The organism is Stenotrophomonas sp. 89682_Sma (assembly GCF_056481405.1).
The window spans coordinates 234,861-247,660 of sequence record NZ_CM151147.1 but is presented as its reverse complement, the minus strand read 5'-3'; the positions used below and the strand labels follow the sequence as shown (position 1 = coordinate 247,660).

13 protein-coding genes are annotated in these 12,800 nt (G+C 67.4%); 6 read left to right on the top strand and 7 right to left on the bottom strand.

The window, feature by feature from the left end; all coding sequences use genetic code 11:
* Positions 1 to 115 precede the first annotated feature (115 nt).
* Genes ACZK29_RS01080 through ACZK29_RS01065 form a run of 4 tightly spaced genes read left to right on the top strand, consistent with a single transcriptional unit; the run spans position 116 to position 3,248 of the window.
* The gene (locus tag ACZK29_RS01080) at positions 116 to 727 is read left to right on the top strand and encodes a PIG-L deacetylase family protein (protein WP_111204842.1); all 612 of its coding nucleotides are present in this window, start codon (positions 116 to 118) and stop codon (positions 725 to 727) included.
* Positions 727 to 1,866: a glycosyltransferase family 2 protein gene (locus ACZK29_RS01075; protein WP_111204844.1), complete on the top strand. Its 1,140-nt coding sequence runs from the start codon at positions 727 to 729 to the stop codon at positions 1,864 to 1,866. Before ACZK29_RS01080 ends, ACZK29_RS01075 begins: the two co-directional genes overlap by 1 nt.
* The gene (locus tag ACZK29_RS01070; protein ID WP_111204846.1) at positions 1,853 to 2,458 is read left to right on the top strand and encodes an LbetaH domain-containing protein; all 606 of its coding nucleotides are present in this window, start codon (positions 1,853 to 1,855) and stop codon (positions 2,456 to 2,458) included. The genes ACZK29_RS01075 and ACZK29_RS01070 overlap by 14 nt, the downstream gene beginning before the upstream one ends.
* 4 nt (positions 2,459 to 2,462) lie before the next feature.
* Positions 2,463 to 3,248 carry a YaiO family outer membrane beta-barrel protein gene (locus ACZK29_RS01065; protein ID WP_111204848.1) on the top strand — a complete coding sequence of 262 codons (786 nt, stop codon included), beginning with the start codon at positions 2,463 to 2,465 and terminating at the stop codon, positions 3,246 to 3,248.
* Positions 3,249 to 3,300: 52 nt separating this feature from the next.
* Here the strand turns inward: ACZK29_RS01065 and ubiB are convergent, their stop codons facing one another.
* A complete protein-coding gene (ubiB, locus tag ACZK29_RS01060; RefSeq protein ID WP_111204850.1) occupies positions 3,301 to 4,956 on the bottom strand; it encodes a ubiquinone biosynthesis regulatory protein kinase UbiB in 1,656 nt (551 codons plus the stop codon).
* Complete coding sequence (locus ACZK29_RS01055) at positions 4,953 to 5,588, bottom strand: ubiquinone biosynthesis accessory factor UbiJ (RefSeq protein WP_111204852.1); 636 nt, start codon at positions 5,586 to 5,588, stop codon at positions 4,953 to 4,955. The genes ubiB and ACZK29_RS01055 overlap by 4 nt, the downstream gene beginning before the upstream one ends.
* Positions 5,589 to 6,017: 429 nt before the next feature.
* On the opposite strand from ACZK29_RS01055, the gene ddlA reads away from it, so the two are divergent.
* Positions 6,018 to 7,112 carry a D-alanine--D-alanine ligase gene (gene ddlA / locus ACZK29_RS01050; protein ID WP_478446542.1) on the top strand — a complete coding sequence of 365 codons (1,095 nt, stop codon included), beginning with the start codon at positions 6,018 to 6,020 and terminating at the stop codon, positions 7,110 to 7,112.
* 66 nt (positions 7,113 to 7,178) lie between these two features.
* On the opposite strand, the gene ACZK29_RS01045 is transcribed toward ddlA, so the two are convergent.
* From ACZK29_RS01045 to oleC, 3 genes are all read right to left on the bottom strand, one after another.
* Complete coding sequence (locus ACZK29_RS01045; RefSeq protein ID WP_004153593.1) at positions 7,179 to 7,334, bottom strand: DUF1328 domain-containing protein; 156 nt, start codon at positions 7,332 to 7,334, stop codon at positions 7,179 to 7,181.
* 82 nt (positions 7,335 to 7,416) lie between these two features.
* Positions 7,417 to 8,409, bottom strand: a complete 993-nt coding sequence (oleD, locus tag ACZK29_RS01040) for a 2-alkyl-3-oxoalkanoate reductase (protein ID WP_164146531.1) — start codon at positions 8,407 to 8,409, stop codon at positions 7,417 to 7,419.
* Complete coding sequence (oleC, locus tag ACZK29_RS01035; RefSeq protein ID WP_478446541.1) at positions 8,406 to 10,064, bottom strand: olefin beta-lactone synthetase; 1,659 nt, start codon at positions 10,062 to 10,064, stop codon at positions 8,406 to 8,408. Before oleC ends, oleD begins: the two co-directional genes overlap by 4 nt.
* A 104-nt stretch (positions 10,065 to 10,168) precedes the next feature.
* Here oleC and ACZK29_RS01030 point away from each other — a divergent pair, with 104 nt between their 5' ends.
* Positions 10,169 to 10,600: a YkgJ family cysteine cluster protein gene (locus ACZK29_RS01030; protein ID WP_029380125.1), complete on the top strand. Its 432-nt coding sequence runs from the start codon at positions 10,169 to 10,171 to the stop codon at positions 10,598 to 10,600.
* Between the two features lie 76 nt (positions 10,601 to 10,676).
* On the opposite strand, the gene ACZK29_RS01025 is transcribed toward ACZK29_RS01030, so the two are convergent.
* The gene (locus tag ACZK29_RS01025; protein ID WP_478446540.1) at positions 10,677 to 11,567 is read right to left on the bottom strand and encodes an alpha/beta fold hydrolase; all 891 of its coding nucleotides are present in this window, start codon (positions 11,565 to 11,567) and stop codon (positions 10,677 to 10,679) included.
* Positions 11,568 to 11,708: 141 nt separating this feature from the next.
* Positions 11,709 to 12,725: a 3-oxoacyl-ACP synthase III gene (locus ACZK29_RS01020; RefSeq protein ID WP_004135358.1), complete on the bottom strand. Its 1,017-nt coding sequence runs from the start codon at positions 12,723 to 12,725 to the stop codon at positions 11,709 to 11,711.
* Positions 12,726 to 12,800: the final 75 nt, after the last annotated feature.

Sequence of the window (12,800 nt, the reverse complement as noted above, 5' to 3'; positions counted from 1 at the left end):
ATTTCCGATAATTCCTAGCTCCGCAGCATTTCCCACGTTGCGATAGTTCCCGCCTCCTTCACGCGGGGACAGCATGCCTGGCCGCCGCGCACCCGGCTTCCGCTAGGACACGGCCATGACATTGAACATTCTGGCAATCGGTGCCCATCCAGATGACATCGAACTCGGTTGCGGTGGCAGCCTGGCAAAGCTCGCCCGCGCCGGCTCACGCATCCATGCACTGGTACTCAGCCGCGGCGGCCGCGGCTGCCACGCCGGCATCGATCGCAGCGATGAATCGCATCGCGCCCTGCGCCGACTCGGGGTGGTCGAGGTGATCCAGCAGGATTTCCCGGACACGCGATTCCCCGCCTGTCGCAACGACATCATCGCGTCGATCGAACAGGTCTGCGCCGTGATCGAACCAGGCCGCGTCTACACGATGTGTGGCGAGGATCATCACCAGGACCATCGCACCGTCCACGAAGCGTCGATCATCGCCTGCCGCCACATTCCGCAGATCCTCTGTTATGAGAGCCCCAGTACCCTGCCGCAGTTCGCGCCGCAGGTGTTCGAGGACATCAGCGCGCAACTGGAGCTGAAGATCCACGCGCTGCGCGAGCACGCCAGCCAGGGCGATCGCCACTACATGCAGGAAAGCCACCTCCGCTGCCATGCGCAGTTCCGTGGCCAGCAGATCGGCATCGGTCCCAGCGAGGGTTTCCTGCCATACCGGTTGGTGCTGTGATGAAGACACTGCTGTTCCTGGCCATGTGCGCCTTCATCCTGGTGCGTATCTGCGTGCAGGCCTCGCGCCGGCCCAGCACCCGCCTGTACAGCATCGACGCGATCGTGCCGGCCTACAACGAAGCCCCGTGCCTGGAGCGCTCGCTGGCCAGCCTCCTGGAAAACCCATACGTGGCGCGGGTGATCTGCGTCAACGATGGTTCCACCGACAACACCGCTCAAGTGCTTGATGCGCTGCAGGCACGCTGGCCCGGGCGGCTGGTGGCCGTGCACCAGGCCAACACCGGCAAGGGCGGTGCACTGATGCACGGGCTGCAGCACGCGACCGCCGAGCAGGTGTTCCTGACCGATGCAGATACCCATATCGATCCGCGCAGCCATGGCCTGGGCCATCTGCTGGACGAGATCGAACGCGGTGCCGATGCAGTTGGCGGCGTCCCCTCTTCCAGCCTGCAGGGCGCCGGTTTCCTCCCCCATGTGCGCGCCAGCCTGAAACTGCCGATGATCGTGATCAAGCGCAGCTTCCAGCAATGGCTGGGCGGCGCACCGTTCATCGTCTCCGGTTCGTGTGGCCTGTTCCGCACTTCGGTGCTGCGCAAGGTCGGGTTTTCCGATCGCACCCGCGTGGAAGACCTGGACATGTCCTGGTCGCTGGTTGCGCAGGGCTATCGGGTTCGCCAGAGCGTCCGCTGCGTGGTCTACCCGCAGGAATGCAACACGCTGGTGGAGGAGTGGCGGCGCTGGCGACGCTGGATCGTCGGCTATGCGGTATGCATGCGCCTGCATCGCCGCCTGCTGCTGACCCGCTTCGGCCTTTTCAGCATCCTGCCGATGATGCTGCTCGCCCTGGCCGGCATCGCGCTGACCCTGCAGGTCTGGTTCGGTACGGCCCGGCTGCACGGGCCCGGCGGCCTCGCCCTGTCGGTGATGCCATTGTTCTGGATTGGCATCGTCATGCTGCTGGCAGTGATCAGTGCGATCCACCACCGCCGCGTGTGGCTGGTACCCGCCGCTGCCTTCTCGATGCTGTACGTGCTGCTGGCCTACGCGATCTGGCTGATGCATGGCCTGGCGGGACTGTTCACCGGCCGTGAGCCCGTGCGCGACAAACCGACGAGGTATCCGCATGTGGTGGAATGACCTCGCCGCGATGGCCGAGGCACTGTCGACACTGGCGTCCCACACTGATCCCGACGCAAGGGTCTCGCCACGGGCCACCCTGCAGGGCGCCGTAAGGATCGGTGCCGGCAGTCGCATCTGCGACGGCGCCCATGTCCAGGGTCCGGTGTCGATCGGCCGCGACTGCCTGATCGGCAACAACGCACTGCTGCGCGGCCCGCTGTGCATCGGTGACGGCACGCGTATCGGCTTTGCCAGCGAACTGAAGAACGCACGGTTGGGCAACCAGGTCAGCATCGGTCCGCAATGCTTCATCGCCGACAGCCGTATCGATGACCAGGTCTATCTCGGCGCCCTGGTGCGCACCAGCAACCACCGCCTCGATGGCGCCACGGTCAGCGTGCACATCGAAGGCACCGCCATCGACAGCCAACGCGACAAGCTCGGTGCCTGGATCGGTGAAGGTGCCGCGCTGGGCGTCGGCGTGATCATCCTGCCCGGCCGCATCGTCGCGGCGGGGAGCCAGTTCGGCCCACGTATCACCGTGGAACGAAACCTGCCGCCCGGTCGCTACCGCCTGCTGCAGTCACTGCATTCCCAACCCCTGGAGTAACCCCATGCGATTGATCATCCGTGGCGCACTACCGTGCGCCCTGCTGCTGGCTGTTTGCAGCGCCCACGCCGGCGTCGACCGTGTCACGGTGCAGCTGGACCATGCCGACTACAGCGATGGCTTCGGCAAGCGCGATGTACAGACCGTGGACGTGGCCGGCCGCAGTGGCGGCAGCCGATGGCACCTGGGGCTGGCCCATGGCGAGCGCGACTACGGCAGCAGGCGATTCAACGGCAACCGCGTGCAGGGCTCGCTGCACCATCGCTGGAGCCCGCGCCTGTCCACCCGCACCGCCGTCACGGCATCCAACGATGATCCAGTGTTCGTCAACCGCCAGGTGAACCAGGACATCCAGTGGAAAGTGACACCGCAGACCGTACTGAGCGTGGGCGGCAAATACGCCCGGTACCATTCCGGCGCCCATGTAAGCGGCTGGTCGGTGGGTGCCTCGCATTACTTCCCGCGCGTGACCACCTCACTACGCCACGAGCGGCACCGCCAGTCCAATGGACCGGATGGGCATGGCACCACACTGTCGCTGCGGCTGAAGGATGGGCAAGGCCGTGGCTCGACCCAGCTGTGGCTGGGCAGCGGCACGTCCGGCTACACCGCCGAGTCCGATCCGCTGCTGCTGCGCGAGCACGACGCACGGCGTGCCTTCCTGCGCCGCAGCCAGCCATTGGGTGAGCATCTGGTGCTGGACGTGGGTATCGGCAAGACCTGGCACAAGACGCGCCTGGACAGCTTCCAGAGCGTGCAGTCGCACCTGGGCCTGGGCTACCACTGGTAAGCCCGTGGTTGGTCGGCGGCATGCAGTGCCGCCGATCTTCAGCCCGCAGGAGTCAGCGCCACCACGCGCGCGCCAGCGCCACCACGCCGACCGCACCGGACAGCCAGCTCCACGCCGGCACGTCGCCCCAGTACCAGCCCGGCGGCTGCACCACGTACATCAGTGCGGCGATGGCGAGCAGGCCCACACCGGTGATCGCGCCCACGGCGCGCTTCTGCAGGCGCTGCAGGCTGGCGTCGAGCGCGACCAGATCGCGCGAACGCATCGCCAGTTCATGGCGGCCTTCCACCTGCTGGGTCAGCCAGGCGTGTACCAGGCGTGGCATGTCCGGCGCGTGGGTCATGATCTCCGGCAGGCGCTTGCCGAGCTCGCGCACCACCCGGCGCGGGCTGTAGCGCTCGCGGAGGATCTTTGCCAGTACCGGCTTGGCCACCGCCCAGATGTCGATCTGCGGGTCCAGCTGGCGGCCGACGCCCTCGATGTTCAGCAGGGTCTTCTGCAGCAGGATCAGCTGCGGCTGCAACGTCAGCTGGTAACGCTGCGCCACGCGGAACAGCTTCATCAGCACTTCCGCCAGCGAGATCTGCGACAGCGGACGGGTGAAGTACGGCTCGCACACCGAACGCACGGCCGCTTCCAGATCGTCGATGCGTACGTGGTCGGGCATCCAGCGTGCCTGCACGTGCAGTTCGGCGATGCGGCGGTAATCGCGGTTGAAGATGGCCATGAAGTTCTCGGCCAGGTAGTACTGATCTTCCTGCGAGAGCTGGCCCATGATGCCGAAGTCCAGCGCGATGAAGCGCGGATTGGCTCGGCGCGCCGGATCGGTATCGACCCAGATGTTGCCGGCGTGCGCATCGGCGTGGAAGAAGTTGTCGCGGAACACCTGGGTGTAGAACACCCGCACGCCCTTGGCGGCCAGCGCCTTGCGGTCGATGCCGGCCTTGTCCAGCGCCTCGATGTCGTCCGACGGAATACCCCACACGCGCTCCAGGGTCAGCGCGCGCTCGGCAGTGTGGCTCCAGATCACTTCCGGCACGTACAGGTCGTCGGAGTTCTCCCAGAAGCGGCGCAGCACGCTGGCATTGGCGCCTTCGCGCTGCAGGTCCAGCTCGGCGGCCAGGGTGTTCTCGACCTCGGCCACCACTTCGCGCGGGCGGATCTTGTCGGCGCGCGGGTGGGTGCGCTCGACCAGCGCGGCCAGCGAGTTGAGCAGGGCGATGTCAGCGTCGATCTGCTTCTCGATGCCCGGGCGCAGCACCTTGACCACCACCTGGCGGCCATCAGCCAGGGTGGCCGCGTGCACCTGCGCGATCGAGGCCGACGCCAGCGGTTCGGTGTCGAAGCTGGCGAAGGCCTCGCTGACCGGCAGGCCGAGCGCGTCCTCGACGATGCGGCGCGCGGTCTCGCCATCGAACGGCTTGACCCGGTCCTGCAGCAGGGTCAGTTCGTTGGCCACGTCCGGGGGCACCAGGTCGCGGCGGGTGGACAGGATCTGGCCGAACTTGACGAAGATCGGGCCGAGGTCCTGCAGCGCCAGGCGCAGGCGGGCGCCGCGCGACTGCGAAGCGATGCTGGCCGACGCGCGCGGCACGAACGGCTTGGCCAAGCGCAGCCAGCGCTCGGCCGGCGTGCCCTGCAGCAGGTCGTCGAGACGGTAACGCAGGATCACCCGGCCGATGCGGCTTGCCCGCAGCACGGCCTTCATGCGGCACCCCGCAGGCGCTGCACGCGTGCACCCAGACGCTCCACGTCATCGCGCAGCACATCCACATCGTCGTGGAAGGCATCCAGCTCGGCACGTGGCACCACGTCGCGCGATTCCTCGGTAATGAACTCGGCAGCGCTGTGGGCCAGGTCGATCGCACCCTGGCGTGCATGCTGCAGGGCGCTGCGCAGGGTGTTGGCGACCTGCACGCCCAGTACTTCGCCGAACACGCTGACGAAGGGCTGCTGCCAGTCCGGGTCGAAGCCCTTGGCCAGCTGCTGCAGGCGGCGCGCCAGCTCGGCATCGCCGGCCACGCGCACACGGCCCTTGCCGTCGTTGTCGCCGCGCCGCGCGTTGGCCAGCAGCGGCAGTTGAGCGAGCACGCCGGCCAGGCTGCTGCGCACGGCCAGGTCGGCCTCCTGCGCGTCCACCGGGCCGACCCGCAGTGCATCGCCGTCGACGCTGATGCGCATCGCCAGCGACGGCGCTTCCAGGGTCAGGTCGATGTGCCGGCCGTCGAGGCTGGCCAGTGCATGGCGGGTATCCGGATCCAGCGCCAGCGCGCGGTTCAGGGCGATCTGCAGGGCGCGGCCAGCGACCGGCTTGAGGGACTTGAGCAGGGAGAGAGCCATGTGCGCATTCTACCTGCGTGGGTGGGGGGCTTGGGCCGGGCTGCCGCCCGGCACCCGCAGACGCAACGGCAACTGCAATAGCCGAAGCAACAGCAACAGCAACAGCGGGCATTCCGTGGGTTGGCGGGATGGGTCCGGTTGCGGGGGACGCCGTAAACCCGTCCGTGGGGGCTTGGCCGCGGCATCCATGCCGCGGACACCCCCGCAACCGGACCCACCCCGCCTTCGACAGGTTCCCGCGATCTGTGGGGCGACAGGGGTCGGATCCCGTTGCTGCGCAACGGGCTCTGACCCCAATCTTGATGGACCATGAGGACGGTAGATCCACGCCATGCGTGGATGGATGGCCGGTTCATCCGCGCCTCACCTGTGCGGCAACGGAAGGTTCATGCTGTACGGCCACGCAACGCACAGGACATCGCATTCCCCATGGCACGGACCCGGGTCGGCATCATCTTCGGTGGCAAGTCTTCCGAGCACGAAGTTTCGCTGCAGTCGGCGAAGAACATCCTCGATGCGCTTGATCGCGAGCGCTTCGAGCCGGTGCTGGTCGGTATCGACAAGCAGGGCCAGTGGCATCTGAGCCAGCCGGACACCTTCCTGATCAATGCCGATGATCCGTCGCGCATCGCCCTGCATCGGTCCGGCAGGTCGCTGGCGGTGCGCCCGGGCGCCGAGCAGGCGCAGCTGCAGCCGTGCGATGCGGCCAGCGCGCTGGGCCAGATCGATGTTGTGCTGCCGATCGTGCATGGGCCACTTGGCGAAGACGGTGCGCTGCAGGGCCTGCTGCGCATGGTCAACCTGCCCTTCGTCGGTTCGCCGGTGCTGGGCTCGGCCGCAGCGATGGACAAGGACGTGACCAAGCGTCTGCTGCGCGATGCCGGCCTGCAGGTGGCGCCGTGGCTGTGCATCCGTCGTCATCAGGCCGCAGCGGTCGATGTCGATGCGGTGATCGCCCAGCTCGGCCTGCCGTTGTTCGTTAAGCCCGCCAACCAGGGTTCGTCGGTGGGCGTGAGCAAGGTCAAGGATGCCGCGGGTTTCGCCGATGCGCTGGAACTGGCACTGCGCTACGACCACAAGGTGCTGGTGGAATCGGCGGTGATCGGCCGTGAGATCGAATGCGCGGTGCTGGGCAACGAGCAGCCGCAGGCCAGCGTGTGCGGCGAGGTGGTGGTGCACGACGAGTTCTACGCCTACGACACCAAGTACATCAATGCCAACGGCGCTGACGTGGTGGTGCCGGCCGACATCGACGCCGCCACCCAGGCGCGCATCCAGCAGATCGCGCTGCAGGCCTACCAGGCGCTGGAATGCGCGGGCATGGCGCGGGTCGATGTGTTCCTCACCGCGGAGGGCGAGATCATCATCAACGAGATCAACACGCTGCCCGGCTTCACCCGCATCAGCATGTATCCGAAGCTCTGGGGCGCCAGCGGCGTGGACTACACCACGCTGATCACGCGGTTGATCGAGCTGGCGCTGGAGCGCCATGCGGCCGATCGCGGATTGCACAGCGCCGTGTAGAGTCGAGCATGGCTCGACTCTACATTGGTGGGTGCTGGCCAGCGGCCGGCACTACCCTGCGGTCTTCTATCCGCGCTTGCGGAACATCGAGATCACTGCCAGTACCAGGAACACAACAAACAGGATCCAGGCGATGTTGCTGGCGGCACCGGCGATGCCGGAGAAGCCGAGCACGGCGGCGATGATGGCGATGACGAAAAAGATGACGGCGTAATGCAGCATGGCGCTCCTCGCAGATGTCCGGGCCGTTGGATGGCGTGGGTCCATCCTCCCGATCTGGCGGTGTGCAACCAGTGATGGCGACCTATGCGGCAGATGAAGCCTTCAGCCTGCGCAGGCCTTCCTCGATGCTGACCTGCGGCACGTAGCCGAAGTCGCGGCGTGCCGGTTCCATGCTGTACCAGTGCGGCGTGCACAGCTGCTCGGCCAGGAAGCGGGTCAACGGCGGTTCGCCGCGCAGGCGCAGCAGCGGCCACAGGCGCTCGCAGATCGCACCGATGCGGTAGGCGGTCTTGAAGCTGATCGCCTTGTCCACCGTCGGTGCACCCACAGCGGCCAGCAGCTTGTTGACCAGCTCGCGCATCGGCAGTGGTTCGCCGTTGGAAATGAAGTAGGCCTTGCCTGCACATGCAGCGCCCGGAGCCAATGCCTCGAAGGCGAGGAAGTGCGCGAGCGCGGCGTTGTCGATGTAGGTGGTATCGACCTTGTTGTTGCCATCGCCAACCAGGCGCAGGCGGCCCTGCCGCGCGCGCTCGGCCAGGCGCGGCACCAGCTGCTGGTCGCCCGGGCCCCAGATCAGGCGCGGGCGCAGCGCTACCGTCGCCAGCGTTGCATCGTTGGCGGTCAACACACGCTGTTCGGCAATCGCCTTGGTCGCCGCATACGGTGCCTGGAAATCCTCGCCATAAGGCACTTCATCGGCACCCAGGCCTTCCACCGGATGGGTGGCGCGGTGGGTCACGCTGGGCGTGGAGGTATAGACCAGCCGGCGGATGCCGTGCGCACGGCAGGCGGCGATCACGTTGTCGGTGCCGACCACGTTGGCCTGGTGGTAGCTGTCATAGCTGCCCCAGGCGCCGGCCTTGGCACCGTTGTGGAATACCGCGTCGACGCCGGCCACCGCGTGCAGCACTGCCTGCGGATCGGCCAGGTCGCCGCGGATCTGGCCCACGCCCAACGCCTGCAGTTCCGGGTAGTGGCTGCGGTTGAATGCCAGCACCTGGTGGCCCCGCTCGACCAGCCCGCGGCACAGCGCCTGGCCGAGGAAACCACCACCACCGGTGACCAGGATCTTCATGTGCGCTTCTCCAGTTCGGCGCTGGCCCAGACGGCGAGCTTCTCGCGGCCGATCTTGGCGTTGTGACGGATATCGACGGGGAATGATGGATGCACCAGGAAGTGCTGCAAGCCGGCCTCGGGCACCCGTGCAGCGGCCTGTGCGCGCAGCGCTTCCTGCAGTGCCGGGCTGTCGGACTGGCCACGCTGCAGCTCCACGCACAGCACCGGTACCTGCGCACCGGCCACGCCGACGCCCACCAGCGCGGTGCGCGCCACGCCTGCGACGGTGTTGAACACCGGCTCGACCTGTTCGGTGTACAGCGGTCCGCGCGCGGTTTCCACGCGCTGCGTCTTGCGTCCGCAGAACCACAGGCGGCCCTGTGCATCGAAGTAGCCGACGTCGCCCATGCGATGGACGATGCGGGTGCTGCCATCGGCCAGCGTCTCACGGATCTTCGCTGCCGCCGTGGCCTGCGGGCGATTGAAGTAGGTGTCGGTAGCGGTCGGACCGGCCACCGTGATTTCTCCTACTTCACCGGTGGCCAACACGCGTGCCTGCGACCAGTCCGGCAACGGCGCGTCATCGATGGCGATGATGCGCACTTCGTTGGGCGCCACCACGCTGCCCACGCAGGTACCGGCACCGGCCTCGGTGGCGGCGCGCGTACGCTCCAGCTCACGGCCCTCGACCACGGCCACCGGCAGGCACTCGGTGGCGCCATAGGGCGTCCAGAACTGCGCGTCGGCCGGCAGCAGGCTGCGGATGGTGGCGACCACGTCCGGCGGCACCGGCGCACCGGCCGAGGTCACCCGGGTCACCGTCGGTAGCGGCCGGCCATGCTTCGCCAGCACCCGCATCAGCGCCGGCGAGCCGAACAGCTGGGTCACACCGAAACGCTGGATGGCGTCGTGCAGGCGCGCCGGGTCGGCCTGCGCCGGCCGGGTCGGGTCCATGTCCGGGATCACCGAGGTCAGGCCCAGCGCCGGATCGAACAGCGCGAATGGCGGGAAGGTCGGCAGGTCCACCCCGCCCGCTTCCATGCCGAAGGCGCTGCCCAGCAGCTGGATCTGGCCCACGAAGTGGCGATGGCGGTAGACCACGCCCTTGGGCACGCCGGTGGAGCCGCTGGTGAACAGGATCGCGGCCATGTCCTCGCCGTCAGTGGCGGCCAGCATCGGCCCACCGTTGGCACCGGCGCGCTCCAGCGCGGCCAGCGTGGTCCCGCCCCAGCCGAGGCGGCGGCCGACGGTCACCAGGCGGGTCGCCGACGGTGCCCAGCGCAGCACCAGCCGCGCCACGTGCGCCAGCGGAATGCCGATGAAGGCCTCCGGCTGCGCCTCGTCCAGGCACTGCTTCAGCGCGCGCCTGTCGATGCCCGGATCGACCAGCACCGGCACCGCACCCAGCTTGAACAGGGCAAACATCAGCAGGAAGAACTCCGGCGACGGCCGCACCATCACCACCGTGCGCACCCCACGGCCGATCCCGTAGCCGGCCAGGCCGGCCGCCATGGCGTCGCTGCGGGCGTCCAGCTGGCGGTAATCCAGGGTCACGTCGTAGGCGGCCATGCCGTTGCCGGCGCCACGGCGGCCAGGGCAGCGGATGGCGATCTGATCAGGCCGTTCACGCGCCAGTTCAGGCAGGCGGGCGGCAATATTGCAGGGTCGGTTCATCCGTTCATTGTCGCCGCTTACGGAATTTCTTGCGCGGCGGCCCACTTCGTGGAAAATCCGCACCCTCGTTCCTGATTCCGACTGCCGCCCGAGGCGGCTTGCCCATGCAACATCCCTGCATGACCTGCGGCGCCTGCTGCACCCAGTACCGCGTGGCCTTCCACTGGATGGAATCGGACGAGGTCACCCCCGGCGGCGTACCGCACCAGCTCACCGAGGTGCTCGACCCGCATCGCCTGTGCATGCGCGGCACCCACTCCAAGCCGGTGCGCTGCGTGGCGCTGGATGCGCAGATCGGCGTGTATTCGCGCTGCACCATCCACCCCAACCGGCCCAGCGTGTGCCGCGAGGTGGATGCATCGTGGGAGTACGGCAAGGCCAGCCCGCAGTGCGACAAGGCGCGCATCGCCTATGGCCTGGATCCGTTGACGCTGGCCGACTGGCGCTGGCGCGATGACGCCGACAACGACGACGACCATCCGGACGACAACGGCAACAGCCCGTCTTCGCCGCCGCAGGCGCCGGTCGCCGCGTAATCCGGTGTGCCGACCAACGGTCGGCACCCACCCATTGCTTCCACTTGTGGGTGCCGACCGTTGGTCGGCACACCTCTCAGATCGGGTTCTTGTCCAGGAACGCGCGGATCTCCGGCACCAGCACCTCATGCTTGTCTTCCAGCACGTAGTGGCCGGCGTCCTCGAAGGCATGCACCTGGGCCTGCGGCAGCGCGGCCTGGAAGCCCTTCAGGAAATGATGATCGAACACGAAGTCGCGCAGGCCCCAGCCGAGGAAGGCCGGCCGGTCAGCGAACGACGGCAGCGCCTTGCCGGCACGCTCCAGCAGCGACCACGCCTTGTCGGCCGGCGACAGCGGGATGTCCTGCATGAAGCGGATGGTGCTGATGCGGTTGGCGTAGCTGTTGTAGGGCGATACATAGGCGCGGCGCACGTCGGCCGGCATCTTCCGCTCCACGCCCAGCCACGAGGCACCGGACGAGAACGCATTGAAGGTGCGGATGATCCACTCGCCGATCTTCCAGTGGCGTCCCAGCGCGATCTGCCACGGCATCTTCTTCGCCGCCGGCATCGGGAAGGCGGCGGTGTTGAGCACCACCAGGCGCTTCACCTGGTCGTGGTGCGACAGCGCCCAGCCGAAACCGATCATGCCGCCCCAGTCGTGCACGGCCAGGGTCACCGGGCCGGTGATGCCCAGGTGCTTGAGCAACGCATCCAGATCGTCCACGCGCGACTGCAGCGTGTATTCGTAGCGACTGTCATCGGGCTTGTCCGACAGGCCCATGCCGATGTGGTCCGGCACGATGCAGCGGTACGTGTCCGACAGTCCGGCCACCAGCGTGCGCCAGTAATAGCTCCACGACGGGTTGCCGTGCACCATCACCACCACTTCGCCGTCGCGCGGGCCTTCGTCGAGATAGTTCATCGACAGGCCGGGGCGTACCTCGAAGCGCTGCGGGTGGGCGGGGTAACCGGGAAGATCGCGCATGCGGAGCACCTAGGGAGAATCGCGGCGCGGTGTAGCGCCGAGCCGATGCTCGGCGGCTCTCCGGTCAGGCCGCAGAAGGACCGCGCTGTGCGCGTGAGCCGAGCATGGGCTCGGCTCTACAGGGAGTCTGGCAGGAAGCTCTTACCAGACCACTTCAGCCATCGAGCAGTTCAGGCCCGAACCGATGCCCAGAAGCGCGATGCGATCGCCCTTCTTCAGCTTGCCCAGCTGCTTGAGCTTGCTCAGCACGATCGGCACCGAGGCCGGGCCGATGTTGCCGTGCTCGCCGAAGATGGTCATGACCTTCTTCGGGTCGATGCCGAAGTTCTTGATGAACGCGGCGGTGTGCGGCTGGCTGACCTGGTGGATCACGAACTGGTCCAGCTCTTCCACGGCCCAGCCCAGGGCGATCTTGGCGGCGGTGAAGGTCTTCTGGGCCAGCTTGATGCCTTCGATCAGCAGCAGGCGGGTGTCGGTGACCATGCGGTCCAGGTTGCCCAGGCACAGCTGGTTCCACTCGGTGGCCGAGCGGGTCACGCCGCCCTTGTAGCGCGGCGCGTCCGGCACCAGCTCCGAGCGCGCCATCACCATCGCCGCAGCACCCGAACCGGTGGTCAGCGCCGCCAGCTCGTTGCGGAAATCGTCGGCGGTGACGTCCGGCGCGGTCATGCGCTCCAGGGTCTTCTCGTACACCAGGTTGGCAGTCTCACCGTCCACCACCAGCGCGTAGTCGATGTCTCCGCGCTCGATCATGCGCGCGGCGATATCCATGCCGTTGATGAAGGCCAGGCAGGCATTGGCAACGTCGAAGGTCATGCACTCGTCGCTGACACCGAGGTTGCCCGAGACGATGGAGGCCGTGGAGGGCTCCAGGTAGTCGCGGCTGACCGAGGTATTGACCAGCAGGCCGACCTGCGTCGCATTGATGCCTGCGTCTTCCAGCGCCTTGCGGCCCGCCATGGTGGCAGCGTCGGACGCCAGCACGCCGTTGTCCCACAGGCGGCGCGCGTGGATGCCGGCGATGTCGCCGAGCACGTCGGTGCGGATGCCGAGACGGTCCAACGTCGGCTGCAGCCGCTCGTTGATTTCCTTGGTCGTCAGCGTGTGCGGCGCGTCGACGTGTGCCAGGCCGGCGATCGAGACATTCTTGAAGAGCATCGAGGTTAGCGCCAAGGCTCAGGCAAAAGGGGGCGCTATTCTATAACCCCCGGGGCCTTCACCGCATCTTTACGA